This is a genomic window from Enterovibrio makurazakiensis, from assembly GCF_050336585.1.
Lineage (GTDB): Bacteria > Pseudomonadota > Gammaproteobacteria > Enterobacterales > Vibrionaceae > Enterovibrio > Enterovibrio gelatinilyticus.
On record NZ_JAKJSE010000032.1, the window covers coordinates 36184 to 50640 of the forward strand.

The 14457-nt window shown below is 45.2% G+C and carries 14 protein-coding genes; 13 read left to right on the forward strand and 1 reads right to left on the reverse strand.

Annotated elements, in window-relative coordinates:
- The first annotated feature begins 188 nt into the window (after positions 1-188).
- The 13 genes from L4D06_RS21630 (at position 189) to L4D06_RS21690 (ending at position 12666) form a co-directional block, all read left to right on the forward strand.
- Complete coding sequence (locus L4D06_RS21630; protein ID WP_274163114.1) at positions 189-1727, forward strand: EAL domain-containing protein; 1539 nt, start codon at positions 189-191, stop codon at positions 1725-1727.
- Positions 1728-2073: 346 nt separating this feature from the next.
- Positions 2074-3081, forward strand: a complete 1008-nt coding sequence (gene sbmA / locus L4D06_RS21635) for a peptide antibiotic transporter SbmA (RefSeq protein WP_274163115.1) — start codon at positions 2074-2076, stop codon at positions 3079-3081.
- Positions 3082-3232: 151 nt separating this feature from the next.
- Positions 3233-4192, forward strand: coding sequence for a YbgA family protein (locus tag L4D06_RS21640; RefSeq protein WP_274163116.1), 960 nt, complete (start codon positions 3233-3235; stop codon positions 4190-4192).
- Positions 4182-5021 carry a MerR family transcriptional regulator gene (locus tag L4D06_RS21645; protein ID WP_429741294.1) on the forward strand — a complete coding sequence of 280 codons (840 nt, stop codon included), beginning with the start codon at positions 4182-4184 and terminating at the stop codon, positions 5019-5021. Before L4D06_RS21640 ends, L4D06_RS21645 begins: the two co-directional genes overlap by 11 nt.
- Before the next feature lie 3 nt (positions 5022-5024).
- Positions 5025-6476 carry a deoxyribodipyrimidine photo-lyase gene (phrB, locus tag L4D06_RS21650; RefSeq protein WP_429741296.1) on the forward strand — a complete coding sequence of 484 codons (1452 nt, stop codon included), beginning with the start codon at positions 5025-5027 and terminating at the stop codon, positions 6474-6476.
- Positions 6473-6922 (forward strand): nuclear transport factor 2 family protein, encoded by a 450-nt coding sequence (locus L4D06_RS21655; protein WP_429741298.1) that lies wholly within the window; start codon positions 6473-6475, stop codon positions 6920-6922. Before phrB ends, L4D06_RS21655 begins: the two co-directional genes overlap by 4 nt.
- A complete protein-coding gene (locus L4D06_RS21660; protein ID WP_429741300.1) occupies positions 6919-7650 on the forward strand; it encodes an SDR family NAD(P)-dependent oxidoreductase in 732 nt (243 codons plus the stop codon). Before L4D06_RS21655 ends, L4D06_RS21660 begins: the two co-directional genes overlap by 4 nt.
- A complete protein-coding gene (locus L4D06_RS21665; protein WP_429741302.1) occupies positions 7647-8933 on the forward strand; it encodes an NAD(P)/FAD-dependent oxidoreductase in 1287 nt (428 codons plus the stop codon). Before L4D06_RS21660 ends, L4D06_RS21665 begins: the two co-directional genes overlap by 4 nt.
- Positions 8930-9667 (forward strand): DUF1365 domain-containing protein, encoded by a 738-nt coding sequence (locus tag L4D06_RS21670; protein WP_429741304.1) that lies wholly within the window; start codon positions 8930-8932, stop codon positions 9665-9667. Before L4D06_RS21665 ends, L4D06_RS21670 begins: the two co-directional genes overlap by 4 nt.
- Positions 9668-9669: 2 nt before the next feature.
- Positions 9670-10908, forward strand: a complete 1239-nt coding sequence (locus tag L4D06_RS21675; RefSeq protein ID WP_429741305.1) for a class I SAM-dependent methyltransferase — start codon at positions 9670-9672, stop codon at positions 10906-10908.
- A gap of 62 nt (positions 10909-10970) precedes the next feature.
- Positions 10971-11489, forward strand: coding sequence for a DUF2878 domain-containing protein (locus L4D06_RS21680; protein WP_429741307.1), 519 nt, complete (start codon positions 10971-10973; stop codon positions 11487-11489).
- On the forward strand, positions 11453-12139 hold the full coding sequence (locus L4D06_RS21685) for a chalcone isomerase family protein (RefSeq protein WP_429741309.1): 687 nt from the start codon (positions 11453-11455) through the stop codon (positions 12137-12139). The genes L4D06_RS21680 and L4D06_RS21685 overlap by 37 nt, the downstream gene beginning before the upstream one ends.
- Positions 12140-12153: 14 nt before the next feature.
- On the forward strand, positions 12154-12666 hold the full coding sequence (locus tag L4D06_RS21690; protein ID WP_429741350.1) for a DUF3833 domain-containing protein: 513 nt from the start codon (positions 12154-12156) through the stop codon (positions 12664-12666).
- 40 nt (positions 12667-12706) lie between these two features.
- Here the strand turns inward: L4D06_RS21690 and L4D06_RS21695 are convergent, their stop codons facing one another.
- Entirely contained in the window at positions 12707-14338 is a 1632-nt protein-coding gene (locus L4D06_RS21695; protein WP_274163126.1) for a DUF2813 domain-containing protein, read from the reverse strand.
- Positions 14339-14457: the final 119 nt, after the last annotated feature.

Genomic DNA, 14457 nt, shown 5'->3' on the forward strand with positions numbered 1-14457 from the left:
GAACTAAGTCATTTGATTGCGAAAAGCTGATTATTGGTGATTCTAACACAAGTAAGTACGATGACTATCTAAGCGTTATGGGTGCCTCGATACAAAAATTGATGCTTCGTCTCGGTATTTTTGCATATTTCTTTATCGTAAATGTCCTATTATTAGACTCATCGTTCAGGGATAAAACGGAAGCCTCAGTGGAATGGCTTAAGAAGCACGCAAAAGCGCTAATTATCATTTTTATATCGGTCCTCTTTTCTTATTTTTCGCAGGTCGTGGTTTCAAACTGGCTTGTACAGAAAAAAATACATGAAGACGTTGCAGTTCTCTCTCAGCTATACACTGAGCTTTATCGGCAGAGCTTCGATCAAATGCATTCTTTATCAGACACGTTACTTTATCGTTGTGATAATGATGATATTGAACTGATGAGTCAGGTAAGGAGTAATAATATCTTTATTGAATATGTCGATCTTCATCTTAACGATGGCAGGTCTTGTTCAATATATAATAATGAAAAAGCGGGCCGAGCATTAATGGCGTCAGAGCCTGAAAGTATAATTAATTTTGCTCATGTCTCGTTGATATTGAGTGAAAGTCAATTTGAAGAAATGCGGCTTCATGGCAAAAATGGCATTCTACGATTTGTGTTTCAACAGCCGAAAAACTTCCTTTCCAACTGCGAAAAGTGCCTTTTCATGGTCGTTCATGTTAACGACAAAGACATCACACTCTATCAGCGTAATGAACAGCCATACCATGAAGTTTACGATGGTAATTTAGGGCAAAATATCGGTGTGAGATTGTTCATTAATGAAGAAGGCGTAGAGTATTTAGTTGGCGACCTCGTAAACTTGTTTTCAATTTTGGTGGTGTTGATCGGTGCGCTGATTGCAGTTGGTGTAGAGCTTAACCAGTCCGATCGAAAAGGATTGAGCGGCCTGCTCAATGAAGCGATCGAATCCAATGCTCTGATACCATTTTATCAGCCGATCGTTCAACCGGTAGAGGGAGGGTATCGTATTGTTGGCGCGGAAGTTCTTGTTCGATGGTTGGCGAGCAATGGTGAATACATTCCTCCAGATACATTTATTCCTCTCGCTGAGCAGAACGGTTCAATCGATAAAATTACGGATCAATTAATCGATAATGTTCTGGATGATATGAAAAAGCTGTCATTACCGAAGCATTTTTTTGTGAGTGTTAATGTTTCTCCCAGTTACTTAGAGAAATCAGATACTGCAACTAAGTTACTCGATAAAATGTCACTGCATGAACTCGATCCCCACCTGCTGTCGCTTGAGATTACAGAGCGGACGAAATTCAGTGATCTCAATAAAGCTGCTGTTTGTATTGAAGCGCTCACAGAGCATGGTATTTCAATAAAATTAGATGACTGCGGTACGGGTTATGGCGCATTTTCATACCTACATATCCTCAATATTGACACCATAAAAATTGACCGAATGTTTGTTGATGGAATCGGATTGGAAGATTTCAAAAATACTATTTTGGACTCGATACTCGCATTTGCTCGAGAGTCTAAGTTGCATGTGGTTGCAGAGGGAATTGAAACCAAAGTACAAGCGGAGTATTTGATTCGTTCTGGAGTCGAAATGCTTCAAGGTTCCTATTTTGGTGACCCAGCGCCATTTCATGTGTTCAAAAATGACCTCGACAATGACGCGCTAGATGGTGAGTTACCCATTGCGGTGAGGCCAATTACATCGCGTTAAACGAGATTTAGAGGCTAACTAAGAGAGTTGTTCACGACTAAATTGGCCTCTGTCTCCGTTGAATTGTCACAGTTAACACCCTGCGAAACAGAAATCCTATTGAAATTCACCTTTCTTTTGATAGATTAGTCAATAAATTCATGTTGTTATCTTTGAGTGAAAGCAGGTTTATGGGACTAGACTTGAAATATCGGAAAGGAAACAGGGTCTATTCAATGTTGAATTCCTGCTTTCCGTTTTGCTCTGTCAGGCCAGAAACATTATTTAGAGCCGTACACCGAGTTTGAGCTTGCTAGGCGATTAGGCTCTCAGAGCCAAAAGCACAAAAAATTAAGGATGTGTGTTCATGTTTAAATCTTTTTTTCTCGATAGACGTTGGTTTCATTGGTCTATTCTTGGCACCGCGCTAATCCTGTATGTCACTTGGTATAAAGTCGAAATTGATGTTGAAGTTAATGAATGGTTTGGTTCTTTCTACAACCTCGTACAGAAAGCACTGACAACGCCAAACGCAGTTCAATTTGATGAGTTTCTCGCGGCCTGTCTTGAGTTTTTCAATATTGTTTCTCTGTACATTATTATCGCTGTTATTTTAGAGTTTTTTGTTCGTCACTATGTCTTTCGCTGGCGCACAGCAATGAATGATTACTACATGTCCAATTGGAGTAAAATTCATCACATCGAAGGCGCATCTCAACGTGTTCAGGAAGATACAATGCGTTTTGCACGCATTATGGAAGGGTTGGGCGTGTCTTTTATGCGCTCGATAATGACGCTGGTGGCTTTCTTGCCAATCCTTTGGACATTAAGTGAAAACGTCACAGAGCTGCCTTGGATTGGACCAGTAGAACACTCGTTGGTTTATTTGGCGATTTTGTCGGCCATACTGGGTACTGTGCTGCTTGCTGTGGTGGGGATTAAACTGCCAGGTTTGGAGTTTAAAAACCAGAAAGTAGAAGCCGCTTATCGAAAAGAGTTGGTACTAGGGGAAGACCACGAATCTCGTGCTGAACCAGAAACGGTTAAAGAACTCTTTTTAAATGTCCGTCGAAATTACTTCAACCTTTATCGTCACTATCTGTATTTCGATGTTGCTAAGTGGTCATACATTCAGTACACGGTCATCATGCCGTATATTTTTATGGGGCCGACCATTGTTTCAGGTGCTATTACCCTTGGTGTGTTGCAGCAAATCCTTCGAGCGTTCGGTAAAGTTGAAGATTCTTTCCAATTTCTTGTGCATTCGTGGAGCACGATTGTTGAGCTTATGTCCATCTACAAGCGCTTGAAAGCGTTTGAAGTACAGATCGATATTGCCATCACGCAAGAGCAAGAAGCCACGCCTAATCAATAATTTACCGTACTCCGTACTCAAGGTGCATTGCATTGATAATGTGATGCACCTTTTCTTTTTTTTGTACAAAAATATATTTTTGTACAATTCGTGATCCTTTTTTCTGCCGCTGTTGTACAAATAATAAAACGTGTACAACAAGGACGGATTCATGAAAATCAAATTAGGTGTTAGCGCATGCGTCATCGGAGACAAGGTTCGATTTGATAGCGGCCATAAACGCAATCACTTCATATGTGAAGAGCTATCTCCTTATCTCGAGTTTGTTCCTGTTTGCCCCGAAGTTGGTATTGGGATGTCTGTGCCGCGCCCGACCATCCGACTCCTCGATCGAGGTGATGAAATAGGTGTTCGTCTTGTAGAAACGAAAAACCCTGATGCCGACTATACCGATAAAATGGAGGCGTTCAGCCGCAAGAAAGTTGATCATCTTGCCAGTATGGATCTGTGTGGGTACGTGGTTTGCGCGAAATCTCCAACCTGTGGCATGGAGCGCGTCAAGGTATATCAAGAAAATGGATACGTTGCGGCAGAAAAGAACGGCGTAGGTTTGTACACCCAACAGTTGATATCTCGCATGCCTTGGCTGCCTATTGAAGAAGATGGCAGACTGCATGACCCCGTGCTTCGTGAAAACTTCGTTTTTCGCATTTTCACTCTCAGAGACTTCTACGATTGTATGGCTGACGGTATCACTCGTCGTGCGATTGTCGAATTTCATTCCCGTTACAAGTTAGTGTTGATGGCCCACAGCCCGACAGACTATAAGTCGCTGGGTAAATTCGTTGCTCGTATCGCTGAATATGACATTGAAGAGTTCTACTTCGAATATCGCACTAGATTTATGCAAGCCATTGCAAATCGTGCGAGCCGAAAGAACAACACAAACGTATTGATGCATTTGCAGGGATATTTTAAACGCGATTTGGACAAAATACAGAAGGAAGAATTGGCGGAGCTTATTCACTCTTACCGCAAGGGAATCATGCCGTTGCTTGTGCCATTGACACTGATCAACCACCACCTTCAGCAGCATCCAGACGACTATTTACGTCAACAAAGCTACCTCAATCCATACCCTGAAACGTTGAGGCTACGTTATGGACTCTAGTCAGGCAAACCTGTCGATTGGTGATGTTTCTGAGCGTACAGGTGTTAACACTGTGACGTTGAGAGCATGGCAAAGACGTTATGGGTTATTGAATCCTCAGCGCACGCCAAAAGGGCATCGACTGTATACGGAACAGGATGTCTCGCTCATCAAAGAAATTCTTTCTTGGTTGGAGAAGGGTGTCGCAGTGAGTCAAGTGAAAGCACTGTTAGGGAAAGAAGAGATTGCTAAAGCAAGTTTCTCGCAGCGCGTTCCCGAGTTGGTTGCGCTTAAAGATGCGATAACCCGCTTTGATTCAAAAGCCGTACATCGCCTGTTAGCAGACCTGACGAGAAACTACCCGATCAAAACGCTCAGTGCGACAGTTCTGAAACCATTGAGTGAAGCCTTTGAAAATCAAAATAGTGACGTGTCAAAGCTATGTAGGGACTTTTGGCTAACGCAGCTGGGCAATGTGCTCGTTCACCGCTTTCACAACAACCACAAAGTTAACACTAAGAAGGCTTGTTGGTTGGTCTCTTTGCCTGGCGACAACACATGTCTTGTGTATGTAGAAGCATTGAAATTACAAGGTGAGGGTTACAACGTCACAATCATTGATGGCATGGAGTCGGGATTGTTGCTGTTGTCTAGGACATTGTCAGAGCAAGCGGTTGAAAAATTAGTGATTTATTCCGATCAATCTTTCTCTGCGCCGCTTCGTCGAGAAATCGAAGGTGTGCTTGAGAATCGGGCGCACATTACTGAATTGGTGGGGCAATGCCGTCTCATTCATCCTGATCTGATTGGATCAGCTGCTGTGCCATCAACTGACAACGTGGGAGCGTAGACGATGAAGTTAGTTTGGTTTAGACGTGATTTGCGGGTGAAAGACAATATTGCACTTTCAAAGGCGTGTGAAAGCGGAGAGCCTGTGATTGCGATATATTATGAAACGCCATTGCAGTGGGAATCCCACGGTATGTCACCGATGCAAGCAGATCTCATTCGTCGTCGTTTGCAGGTGTTAAGGCAGGATCTTCAGAAGCTTAATATTCCCCTTTTGTTTAAACGCGTGCCGACGTTTAGTGATATTAATCCGTCGCTGGCTGAGCTGTGTCAGCAATATCAAATATCTGACATTTACTGTATTCGTGATTACGAAGTCGATGAAGTGAACCGTGATAACGCCATTGCGGGCTTGCTCAGCTTAACCAGCACCATGATGAACATGTATGACTATAAATGCGTATTTGCACCGGGCAGTATCATGACGGGTGCAGGGACGATTTACCGCGTGTTTACGCCTTTTAAAAAAGCGTGGCTTGAGCATTATCGCCGAGGAAACATTACGCCGGTGAGTACACCATCACCTGTCGCAACGAATGCGTTAGTTAACGCCTTGTTTAAACAGATAAGTAATATTGAATTCGCATACCCTCAAAGAGATTCTGTGGGTTGGCCTGCTGACGATAACGCTATTATTCAGCGACTCAGAGATTTTTGCCGTTATCGCGTTGACCAGTATGAGAACTCGCGTGATTTCCCGGCTGTTCCTGCCACCAGCCAGTTATCACCGTATTTAGCGATTGGCGCGATTTCGCCTCGACAATGTTTAGCACGGTTACTTACTGAATGCCCTGACTGCTTAGACATGAATAGTAGTGGAGCGAGTGTATGGCTATCTGAGCTGATATGGCGGGAGTTTTATCAGCACATCGTGGCCTCCTATCCCGAAATAAGTAAAGGCCGTAGCTTTCAAGCATGGACCGATTCGATCACATGGAATCAAGATGAATTGCAGTTTGAACGCTGGAAGCAAGGCCGCACGGGCTTTCCAATTGTCGATGCTGCGATGCGTCAGTTAAATGAAACTGGCTGGATGCACAATCGATTGAGAATGATTGTGGCCAGCTTCCTCGTAAAAGATTTGCACCTTGATTGGCGTTGGGGTGAAAAGTACTTCATGAGCAAACTCATTGATGGTGACTTTGGCGCCAACAACGGTGGCTGGCAATGGTCTGCATCTGTAGGCACTGATGCACAGCCATATTTTCGCGTATTTAATCCCACCGCACAGAGCAAACGGTTTGATCCTAATGTGCGTTTTATCCGTAGATGGTTGAAAGAATTAGAATCAGTTCCTGACAGTGCACTACACGAACCTCATCGGTGGGCAGAGAAGCAAGGAATTGATTTAGCTTATCCGCGTCCAATTGTTGATCACAAGGCCGCGCGCGAGACGGCAATTTCAATGTTTGAAATTGCTAAGTCCCAACAGAATACGAAAAGGGCTGAATCATGATGCAAACGGGTGCCACGCCACAACATGACACGTTAGAGCGATTTATATCGATCTATACATCGCTCAGTAAAGACAATCTATCGTCATTGAATGCGATTTATAGCGAAGATGTTGTCTTTGAAGATCCCGCTCATCGTATCGAGGGCTATGACAATTTGTCCCGATACTTTGAAGTGATGTACAGCAACGTTAATGATTGTCGTTTTGATATTCATGAACAGGCAATTAATGGAGACGTTGCTTTCATAAGCTGGACCATGAGTCTTTCTCACCCGAAATTGTCTGGAGGGGCAGAGCGTGTCGTCAATGGTTGTACACGTTTAGTGCTCAAAGAAGGTCGCGTCGTCATTCATCGAGATTATTTTGACCTGGGCGAAATGTTGTACGAAGCATTACCAGTACTTGGTTCTGCGGTGAAAATGATCAAGAAAAGGCTAGGTCAATGAAACGTGTATTGATTACCGGTGCAACGTCAGGCATTGGCTTACAACTGGCAAAAGACTATGAAAGCTCAGGCTGGCACGTTGTTGCCTGTGGACGAAACATCGACCAGCTCTCTCGTTGGGTTGATAATCGTGACACTGTCACCATTTTGAGCTTCGACGCCACCAACGAAGAAGAAACGCAGCGTGTCTTGGGGGCAATAGACGCACCTTGTGACCTAATTATCCTCAATGCTGGCACGTGTGAATATGTCGATCATGGCGAGATTGATGTCAGCATGTTTAAGCGCGTTTTTAATATAAATTTTTTTGGATTGCTCAATTGCATTCAAGCGCTGCAGTCGACTTTTACGAGTCAAACGCATTTGGCGTTAATGGGTTCAACGGCAGCCTATGTCGGTTTACCACGAGCCGAAGCCTATGGCGCATCAAAGGCGGCGGTGTCGTATCTGGCGCGTTCTCTTTCTGTTGATTTAGAATCAAAAGGAGTGACAGTGTCACTTGTTTCTCCGGGTTTTGTTAAAACGCCGCTCACCGACAAAAACGACTTCCCGATGCCCATGCTTATCACCCCAGAAGAAGCGTCGTTGGCGATTCGTGAAGGACTAGAGAAAAAGAAAGCAGAAGTTCACTTCCCGAAAAAGTTTAGTTTTTTGCTCAAACTGATTTCCTCTTTGCCAATGGCATTTCAATTAGCGCTAGTAAGAAAAATGACAAGGAATGCACTATGAAAATTGCAATTATCGGTTCTGGCATTTCAGGCTTAACGTGTGCGCACTACTTACACAAAGAGCACGACATTACGTTGTTTGAAGCTAATGATTACATCGGTGGACATACTGCGACAGTGGATGTTGAAGTCGAGAGTGGCAAATATGCCATTGATACAGGTTTTATTGTTTTCAACGACCGTACCTATCCTAACTTTCAAAACCTCATGAAAGACATTGGTATGGACGCACAAGAATCAGAGATGAGTTTTAGCGTTCGAAATGAAGATAACGGCTTGGAATACAACGGTCATAGTGTCGGTTCTTTGTTTGCACAAAAACGTAATTTTCTGAACCCAAAGTTCTATAAGTTCATCTCTGAAATTCTGCGCTTTAATAAAGAAGCTCGCGAAGCGTATAGCATCGCGACACATGGTGATCCATTGGTTGAACAGACGCTCGGAGACTTTCTAACCCGTCGACAGTTCAGCGAGTATTTCTGCCAGAATTATATTCTGCCAATGGGCGCGGCGATTTGGTCATCAACCTTGTCAGACATGCGGGCTTTCCCACTCAAATTCTTCCTTCGCTTCTTTCAAAATCATGGCTTGTTGGACGTCACTAACCGCCCACAATGGTATGTGATCCCTGGCGGTTCTAGAGAGTATGTCCGCAAAATGGTCCCGGCTTTTGAAGACCGCATTACTCTTAATGCCCGTATCAAACATGTTGAACGTTTCGCGCATCATGTTGTGGTAGCGACTGAGCATAGCGAAGAGGTGTTTGACCATGTGATCTTTGCATGTCACAGCGACCAAGCCTTAGCGTTGTTGAAACGGCCTACGCAAGATGAACAGCTCATATTGGGAAGCATTGATTATCAAGACAACGACGTTGTTTTGCACACTGATACGCGATTGCTTCCGCGTCGCAAAGCCGCATGGGCAAGTTGGAACTACCACCTTGGTGAGGGGACTGGCCGCGAAGACCGACCTGCTGCTTTGACTTACAACATGAACATTTTGCAGGGGATCAATTCGCCTGAAACGTTTTGTGTCACCTTGAATCAGTCAGACAGCATCGACCCAAATAAGATTCTGCGTCAGTTTGTTTACGCTCACCCTGTGTTTGACCAGAAGTGCATCGATGCGCAACAAAAACGCTCGCTGATCTCAGGAAATAACAACAGTTGGTTCTGTGGTGCTTACTGGTACAACGGCTTCCATGAAGATGGTGTGAGAAGTGCACTGGATGTAGTGAAGAGTATTCATTCTATGCCTATCCCGCTTAGGAGTGCTTCATGAGCACTGAGTCCCTCAGTGGCTTGTATGTTGGCAGCGTGCGCCATCGACGCTTTACGCCAGTAGACCATCGGTTTACGTACCCGATGTTCATGCCATTGATTGATTTAGATGAAGTGGAAAAGCTTGCTCAAACTGTGAGAGGTTTTTCACTAAGAAAGTGGGGCGTTGCGACGTTTCACCGCCCTGACTACATGCAAGGGCGTCACGATACGAAGCAAGCGGTTCAAGATAAAGTCTTTGAACTTACGGGAGAGCGATACTGCGGGAAAGTGCTGGCCCTGTGCCATTTGCGATATTTCGGCATGTATTTTAGCCCAGTCAATTTTTACTACGTGTATGACGAACACGGTCAGTGGCGCTACATGCTCGCTGAAGTGAGCAATACACCTTGGAATCAGCGTCACTACTACGCGATTCCCGCTGGCAAAAGGTGGGAGAACGAAAAAGCGTTTCACGTATCTCCCTTTAACCCAGTGGAACAGAAGTATGTTTGGAAGTTGCGTCCGTTGACCAAAACGGCGTTCATTCATCTTGAAACGCATCGAGATGATCGTGAATTTGACGCCACATTGGCCATGTCGAAGAAGCCGTTTTCCTCTTCGGAACTTTCCAAGCTCATCGTTAAAACGCCCTTGATGACAGTAAATGTTGTCGCCTCAATCTATTGGCAAGCGCTCAAGCTTTGGATCAAAGGTGCGCCATTTTATTCTCATCCTGCTCAGGCAAAGGAGTGACTATGTATTCTAATGAAATCAATGCAACCACGTGGCCCATTACCCGAAAAGACACATTTGCACGCAGTATGTTGCTTAAAACATTTGGGCACATAGAAGGTGTCGCACTGACGTTGGTAGATTATGACGGTCAAACTCAGCAATTGGGCGACATGAACGCCGAATTGCATGCAGAAATTATTGTTCGTCACCCAGGCTTTTATCGCCGTGTATTGAGCGGCGGGAGCATTGCGGCATCCGAGGCCTATGTCGATGGCTGGTGGGATTCTCCAGACTTGACCAACGTGATTCGTGCAGTGTGCCGAAACCTCCCAGCATTGGATCGATTGGAAAGCAAAGTGGGATGGATTGCGACAGTCGCTCAGAAAATCGCGCATTGGAAGAACCGCAATACCAAGGAAAATTCGCGTACTAACATTTCTGCGCACTACGATTTGGGCAACGACTTGTATGAGAGCTTCCTCGATCAGGAAATGCTCTACTCGGCGGCGATTTATGAAAATGAAACCGACACGTTAGAAACCGCACAATTTGAGAAAATGGATAGGCTTTGCCGTCAGCTTAACTTGCAACCTTCTGACCACCTTGTCGAGATTGGTACAGGCTGGGGAGGGATGGCAATACACGCAGCGAAACACTACGGGTGCAAAGTCACGACGACCACGATTTCAAACGAACAATACGAGTGGGCGAAAAGCCGTGTTGAGCAAGAAGGGCTGTCAGACAGGATCACCTTGCTGAAAGAAGATTATCGCGACCTTGACGGGCAATACGACAAGCTTGTTTCTATTGAAATGATTGAAGCAGTGGGTAAGGAATTCCTGACTACCTACATCAAAAAATGCCAGTCACTGCTCAAACCCAATGGCTTGATGGCGATTCAGGCGATTACCATTGCTGACCAACGCTATGACTATTACAGCAGCAATGTCGATTTCATTCAAAAACACATTTTCCCCGGCGGCTTTTTGCCTTCTGTGAATGTGTTGCTTGATCACTTCACGCGTGAAAGCGACTTGGTTGTCCGTGATTTAAAAGACATTGGCTTGGATTATGCGCGTACGTTACAAGACTGGCATGAACGCTTTAACGAAAAGCAGGCTGAATTAGCAGAGTTGGGTTATGACGAACGTTTCTCGCGTTTGTGGCGTTATTACTTCTGCTATTGCGAAGGCGGATTTCGTGAGAGAACCATCAGCACCGTGCAACTGGTTCTTAGCCGACCAGAATGGCGTGACTAGCTGAGAACTGCCAATAAACGTGGCCATGTATTTATCATTAAAACATTAAGAAGGGGAAGGCAATGCGAGTCATTTTGGTTTCACTGGCTTTCAACCTGTTTTGGTTTGCAGCCGTGGTTGGGCAAAACAGCCTTCTTCCCTTTCTTGTGTTGGCATTGATCGGCGCTATGTTTATTGATCGCGGTGTGATCATCGCGATCCCTCTTTTTGCATTAATCGGTATTGCGGGCGATACCGTATTGATGCGTAACCAAATATTGAATTTTGATACAGCATTTCTTCCTCTATGGTTGTGTTTGCTGTGGGCAGGTTTTGGGGCATATGTTTGGTTACTTAGGGATTGGCTGTTGGATAAGAACATTGGACTGTTGATTGCTGTCGGTTCACTTGGAGGGGCTGCGAGTTATCTTGCTGGCGAACGCTTTGATGCTGTGCAGTTTGGTCTTCCTTACTGGAGCAATGCGATGGTCATTGCTGCGGCGTGGGCTATCTACAGCATGGTGTTCTTGTCCTTGCTTAAGTTCTTCCATCTGAAGGGGAAAACATGGTGGCATTCAAATACAGCAACAATCAAAAAATAGCCTTTTCGTTTCTGTCGAGCGCATATCTGAAGTACATCCTGTTCGGTGCATGTGCTGCGATGTCTTTTTCTGTCAGCGCACAAATCTCAGCACAACCCAGCGTTGAGAATGCCACCAGCGCTTTGGTGTCAACGGCGATATCTCCTGTGACAAATAAAGGGACGGCACCTGCCATATTAACCATTGCGTCGTTAGACGATTGGGCATGGTGGAAGACTGTCGGCTCCGCTACGTTAACGTGGGGGTTTTGGAAAGTTTATGACAGTGAGCTTCGCACACCGTCAGGTGAATTCACTGAAGATGATTCTCTTCCTCTTGCTTTGGTCATCACTTACAGCAGAGACATTGATGCGGACGACTTGCTGGATGCAACAGTAGAGCAATGGGAGCACCTTGGGTTTAGCACGGCTCAAATTGATGAATGGTTGCCGAAAATGGAAAGGGCTTGGCCTAATGTGAAAGAGGGTGATCGCCTTATTTATATGTTGAACGACAAGGGCGGCCAATTTGTGTATCAGCCGTTACAAGGAAATATAGAACCATTCGCCACGTTAGAGGATATGTCATTGGCTCGTGCTTTTTCTGATATCTGGCTTTCGCCTCAGACTGCGTATCCATCACTTCGTTTGGCATTGATAGGGAGAGAGTAAGCGTGAAAAAACTCATGACCATTGGGGTGTTTATCTGGGTCCTTGTTGGCTGTTCAAGCTCAATTGATGATTACAAGTCGACAACTCCCTCATTCAATTTGTTCGAGTACTTCGAGGGTGATGTAAAAGCATGGGGTATGGTTCAAGATTATACCGGACAGCAAACACGCCGCTTTGAAGTCGTTATTGTAGGAACCGTTGAAGGTAACGTGATCACGCTGGATGAAGATTTCGTGTTCGATGATGGAGAAGTTCAAAACCGCGTTTGGACTATCACTCGTCAAGACGATGGTAGCTATCAAGGCACTGCAGGTGATGTAGTGGGTATAGCGACGGGGAGCGAAGAAGGCAATGCATTGAATTGGGTGTATGACTTAAACGTTGAGGTGGGTGACAGCACGTATGTATTGACGCTTGATGATTGGTTATTCCGACAAGATGAGAAGCGTGCCTTTAACTTAACGTCCATGAAGAAGTTTGGTGTGGAAGTAGGCAGACTTTCCATCTTCTTTGAAAAGCAGGAGTGAACCTGCTTTTTTCCTCTTATCTTCCGATAATCTAATCTTGTTAACCTGCACCTCGTGCCATGCTGATGACTCGCTGCAATGTCCAGCGCAGCAAGAGCGGAATGTCTTCATCCAAATGCTCTTCGGTATAGGCAATGATCGCCAATGCCGCGTCAGGCTTGGCGTATTTCTTTAAGGCTTTGGTAATGACCTTCTTCGGGGCAATATGGGTGTTTCCTTCGATGTTTGCCATTTCACGAAACAAAGGTTCGTAGCCATGATGGAAGAGGTAGTGCTCTATATCGCGGTCTGGTAGCACGGTTAGACGATGTTTTTCTTGGTCACCATTAAGCATTTTGCGGGCAGCATAAGCGTATTTTTGACCTGCCATGTCGCCATCAGCAATAAGATGCCACTCAATGCCCAGAACCTGAGCGAGCTTGATCAGTGGCTTAAGCCCACTTTGCGCAAACTCAATGAGCTGAACACCTTCCGCGGAAAGATCGTAGCCTTGGATTCTCGCCAGTTCGCTAAACAGCCAAACCTCCGTTTCGCCCTCAACCAATAGCCAGCAACGCGCAAACAATGCACTGGGTCGATGAAAGCGAACATGAAAAGAAACGCGTCGCTCCTCATCTTTGCTTAGTCGGTCTTTGGGTACTTGAAATGCCTCCGTTTGCGTAGAGCCTCGTTCCAGTCTTCGAATGCTGGTGAGCGGGACGGCAGACAGCAAATCACCGCTGTTGGTGGTGATGATCTTCTGCATTGGCATTAAAGCGATCAAACGCCATGCTTGGTTGAGTAGCGTAGGGTGAAGCCGGCTTTCTGGATCTTCAAAAATGATAATGGGACGAGCGTTAGGCCTAAGCTGTTTTGGCCCTCTGGCACGAACAAAGGCACTGAGTAAACCCATAAGGATCAATCGGCTTTGGTTCGAGGTATTACGCGCCACCAACTCAAGCGGATGAATGTAGTTGGCGCGCATATTGAGATGCCTTGCGGGTTCTATGTCAGCGGGTGAGCGGTTGTGATTGTCGAAGGCAAAATAGTGATCAAGCAAGGTGCGCATGGCTTTGATGCCACTGCGAACTTCTCCTTTGTTCACGTGCCCTGGGCGCTGTTGTAAACGTTTAACGGTATTTTCTAGTCGCTTTTCAAGACGCGTCTTACTGCCATTGAGATCTAATTCCTGATCGCGTAATCGCCTCGCATCCTGTACACGAATAACGGGGTGAAGTTGCGCTAATTGAAGGGCTAGATACTCATGATTAGCGACAACGATAATCCCGCCGGTTTCATCAAGGAAGTTTCGAGAAACCGTGATTTTTCCATCATCGTGTATGGCGTTAATGTGATAATCGAGTTGGCGCATGCCTTCGTCGTTGGTTTTATTCCAAACCTGACTAAATTGTCGATATCGCCGTGCTCTATGTTCACCGGAAAAGCTCTCAGTCCACCGCAGAATGATTTGAATCTGGTTGGTTTGCGCGTTGCCAAGCGTATGGTCGATATGGAAATCTGTACGTGTGAAGGTATAGGGTTGCCCCGATGAAGGTAAAGCATGGGATAAGGCATCCAGCAAAGAGCTTTTACCCCATGCATTTTCACCAATCAGTACTGACACCTCATCAAGACTGAGCGAAAGGCGTCGGATACCGCGAAAACCAGATATTTCTATACGATCTAACTTCATAGCCACCTCATTCCTAAGGTTAAGACAGATGAAGGCGCATTGACGATGTATTCATCACGAATTTTACGATTGGAAAGAAATTTCTGTTCTCTATCAATTGATTGTGCCAGATTTAGGCA

Excerpts from the sequence above, each read along its gene's own strand:
- L4D06_RS21685 (WP_429741309.1), top strand. The coding sequence starts at position 11,453 with ATGGTGGCATTCAAATACAGCAACAATCAAAAAATAGCCTTTTCGTTT.
- phrB (WP_429741296.1), top strand. The coding sequence starts at position 5,025 with ATGAAGTTAGTTTGGTTTAGACGTGATTTGCGGGTGAAAGACAATATT.
- L4D06_RS21645 (WP_429741294.1), top strand. The coding sequence starts at position 4,182 with ATGGACTCTAGTCAGGCAAACCTGTCGATTGGTGATGTTTCTGAGCGT.
- L4D06_RS21655 (WP_429741298.1), top strand. The coding sequence starts at position 6,473 with ATGATGCAAACGGGTGCCACGCCACAACATGACACGTTAGAGCGATTT.
- L4D06_RS21695 (WP_274163126.1), bottom strand. The coding sequence starts at position 14,338 with ATGAAGTTAGATCGTATAGAAATATCTGGTTTTCGCGGTATCCGACGC.
- L4D06_RS21680 (WP_429741307.1), top strand. The coding sequence starts at position 10,971 with ATGCGAGTCATTTTGGTTTCACTGGCTTTCAACCTGTTTTGGTTTGCA.
- sbmA (WP_274163115.1), top strand. The coding sequence starts at position 2,074 with ATGTTTAAATCTTTTTTTCTCGATAGACGTTGGTTTCATTGGTCTATT.
- L4D06_RS21690 (WP_429741350.1), top strand. The coding sequence starts at position 12,154 with ATGACCATTGGGGTGTTTATCTGGGTCCTTGTTGGCTGTTCAAGCTCA.
- L4D06_RS21665 (WP_429741302.1), top strand. The coding sequence starts at position 7,647 with ATGAAAATTGCAATTATCGGTTCTGGCATTTCAGGCTTAACGTGTGCG.
- L4D06_RS21660 (WP_429741300.1), top strand. The coding sequence starts at position 6,919 with ATGAAACGTGTATTGATTACCGGTGCAACGTCAGGCATTGGCTTACAA.
- L4D06_RS21670 (WP_429741304.1), top strand. The coding sequence starts at position 8,930 with ATGAGCACTGAGTCCCTCAGTGGCTTGTATGTTGGCAGCGTGCGCCAT.
- L4D06_RS21675 (WP_429741305.1), top strand. The coding sequence starts at position 9,670 with ATGTATTCTAATGAAATCAATGCAACCACGTGGCCCATTACCCGAAAA.
- L4D06_RS21640 (WP_274163116.1), top strand. The coding sequence starts at position 3,233 with ATGAAAATCAAATTAGGTGTTAGCGCATGCGTCATCGGAGACAAGGTT.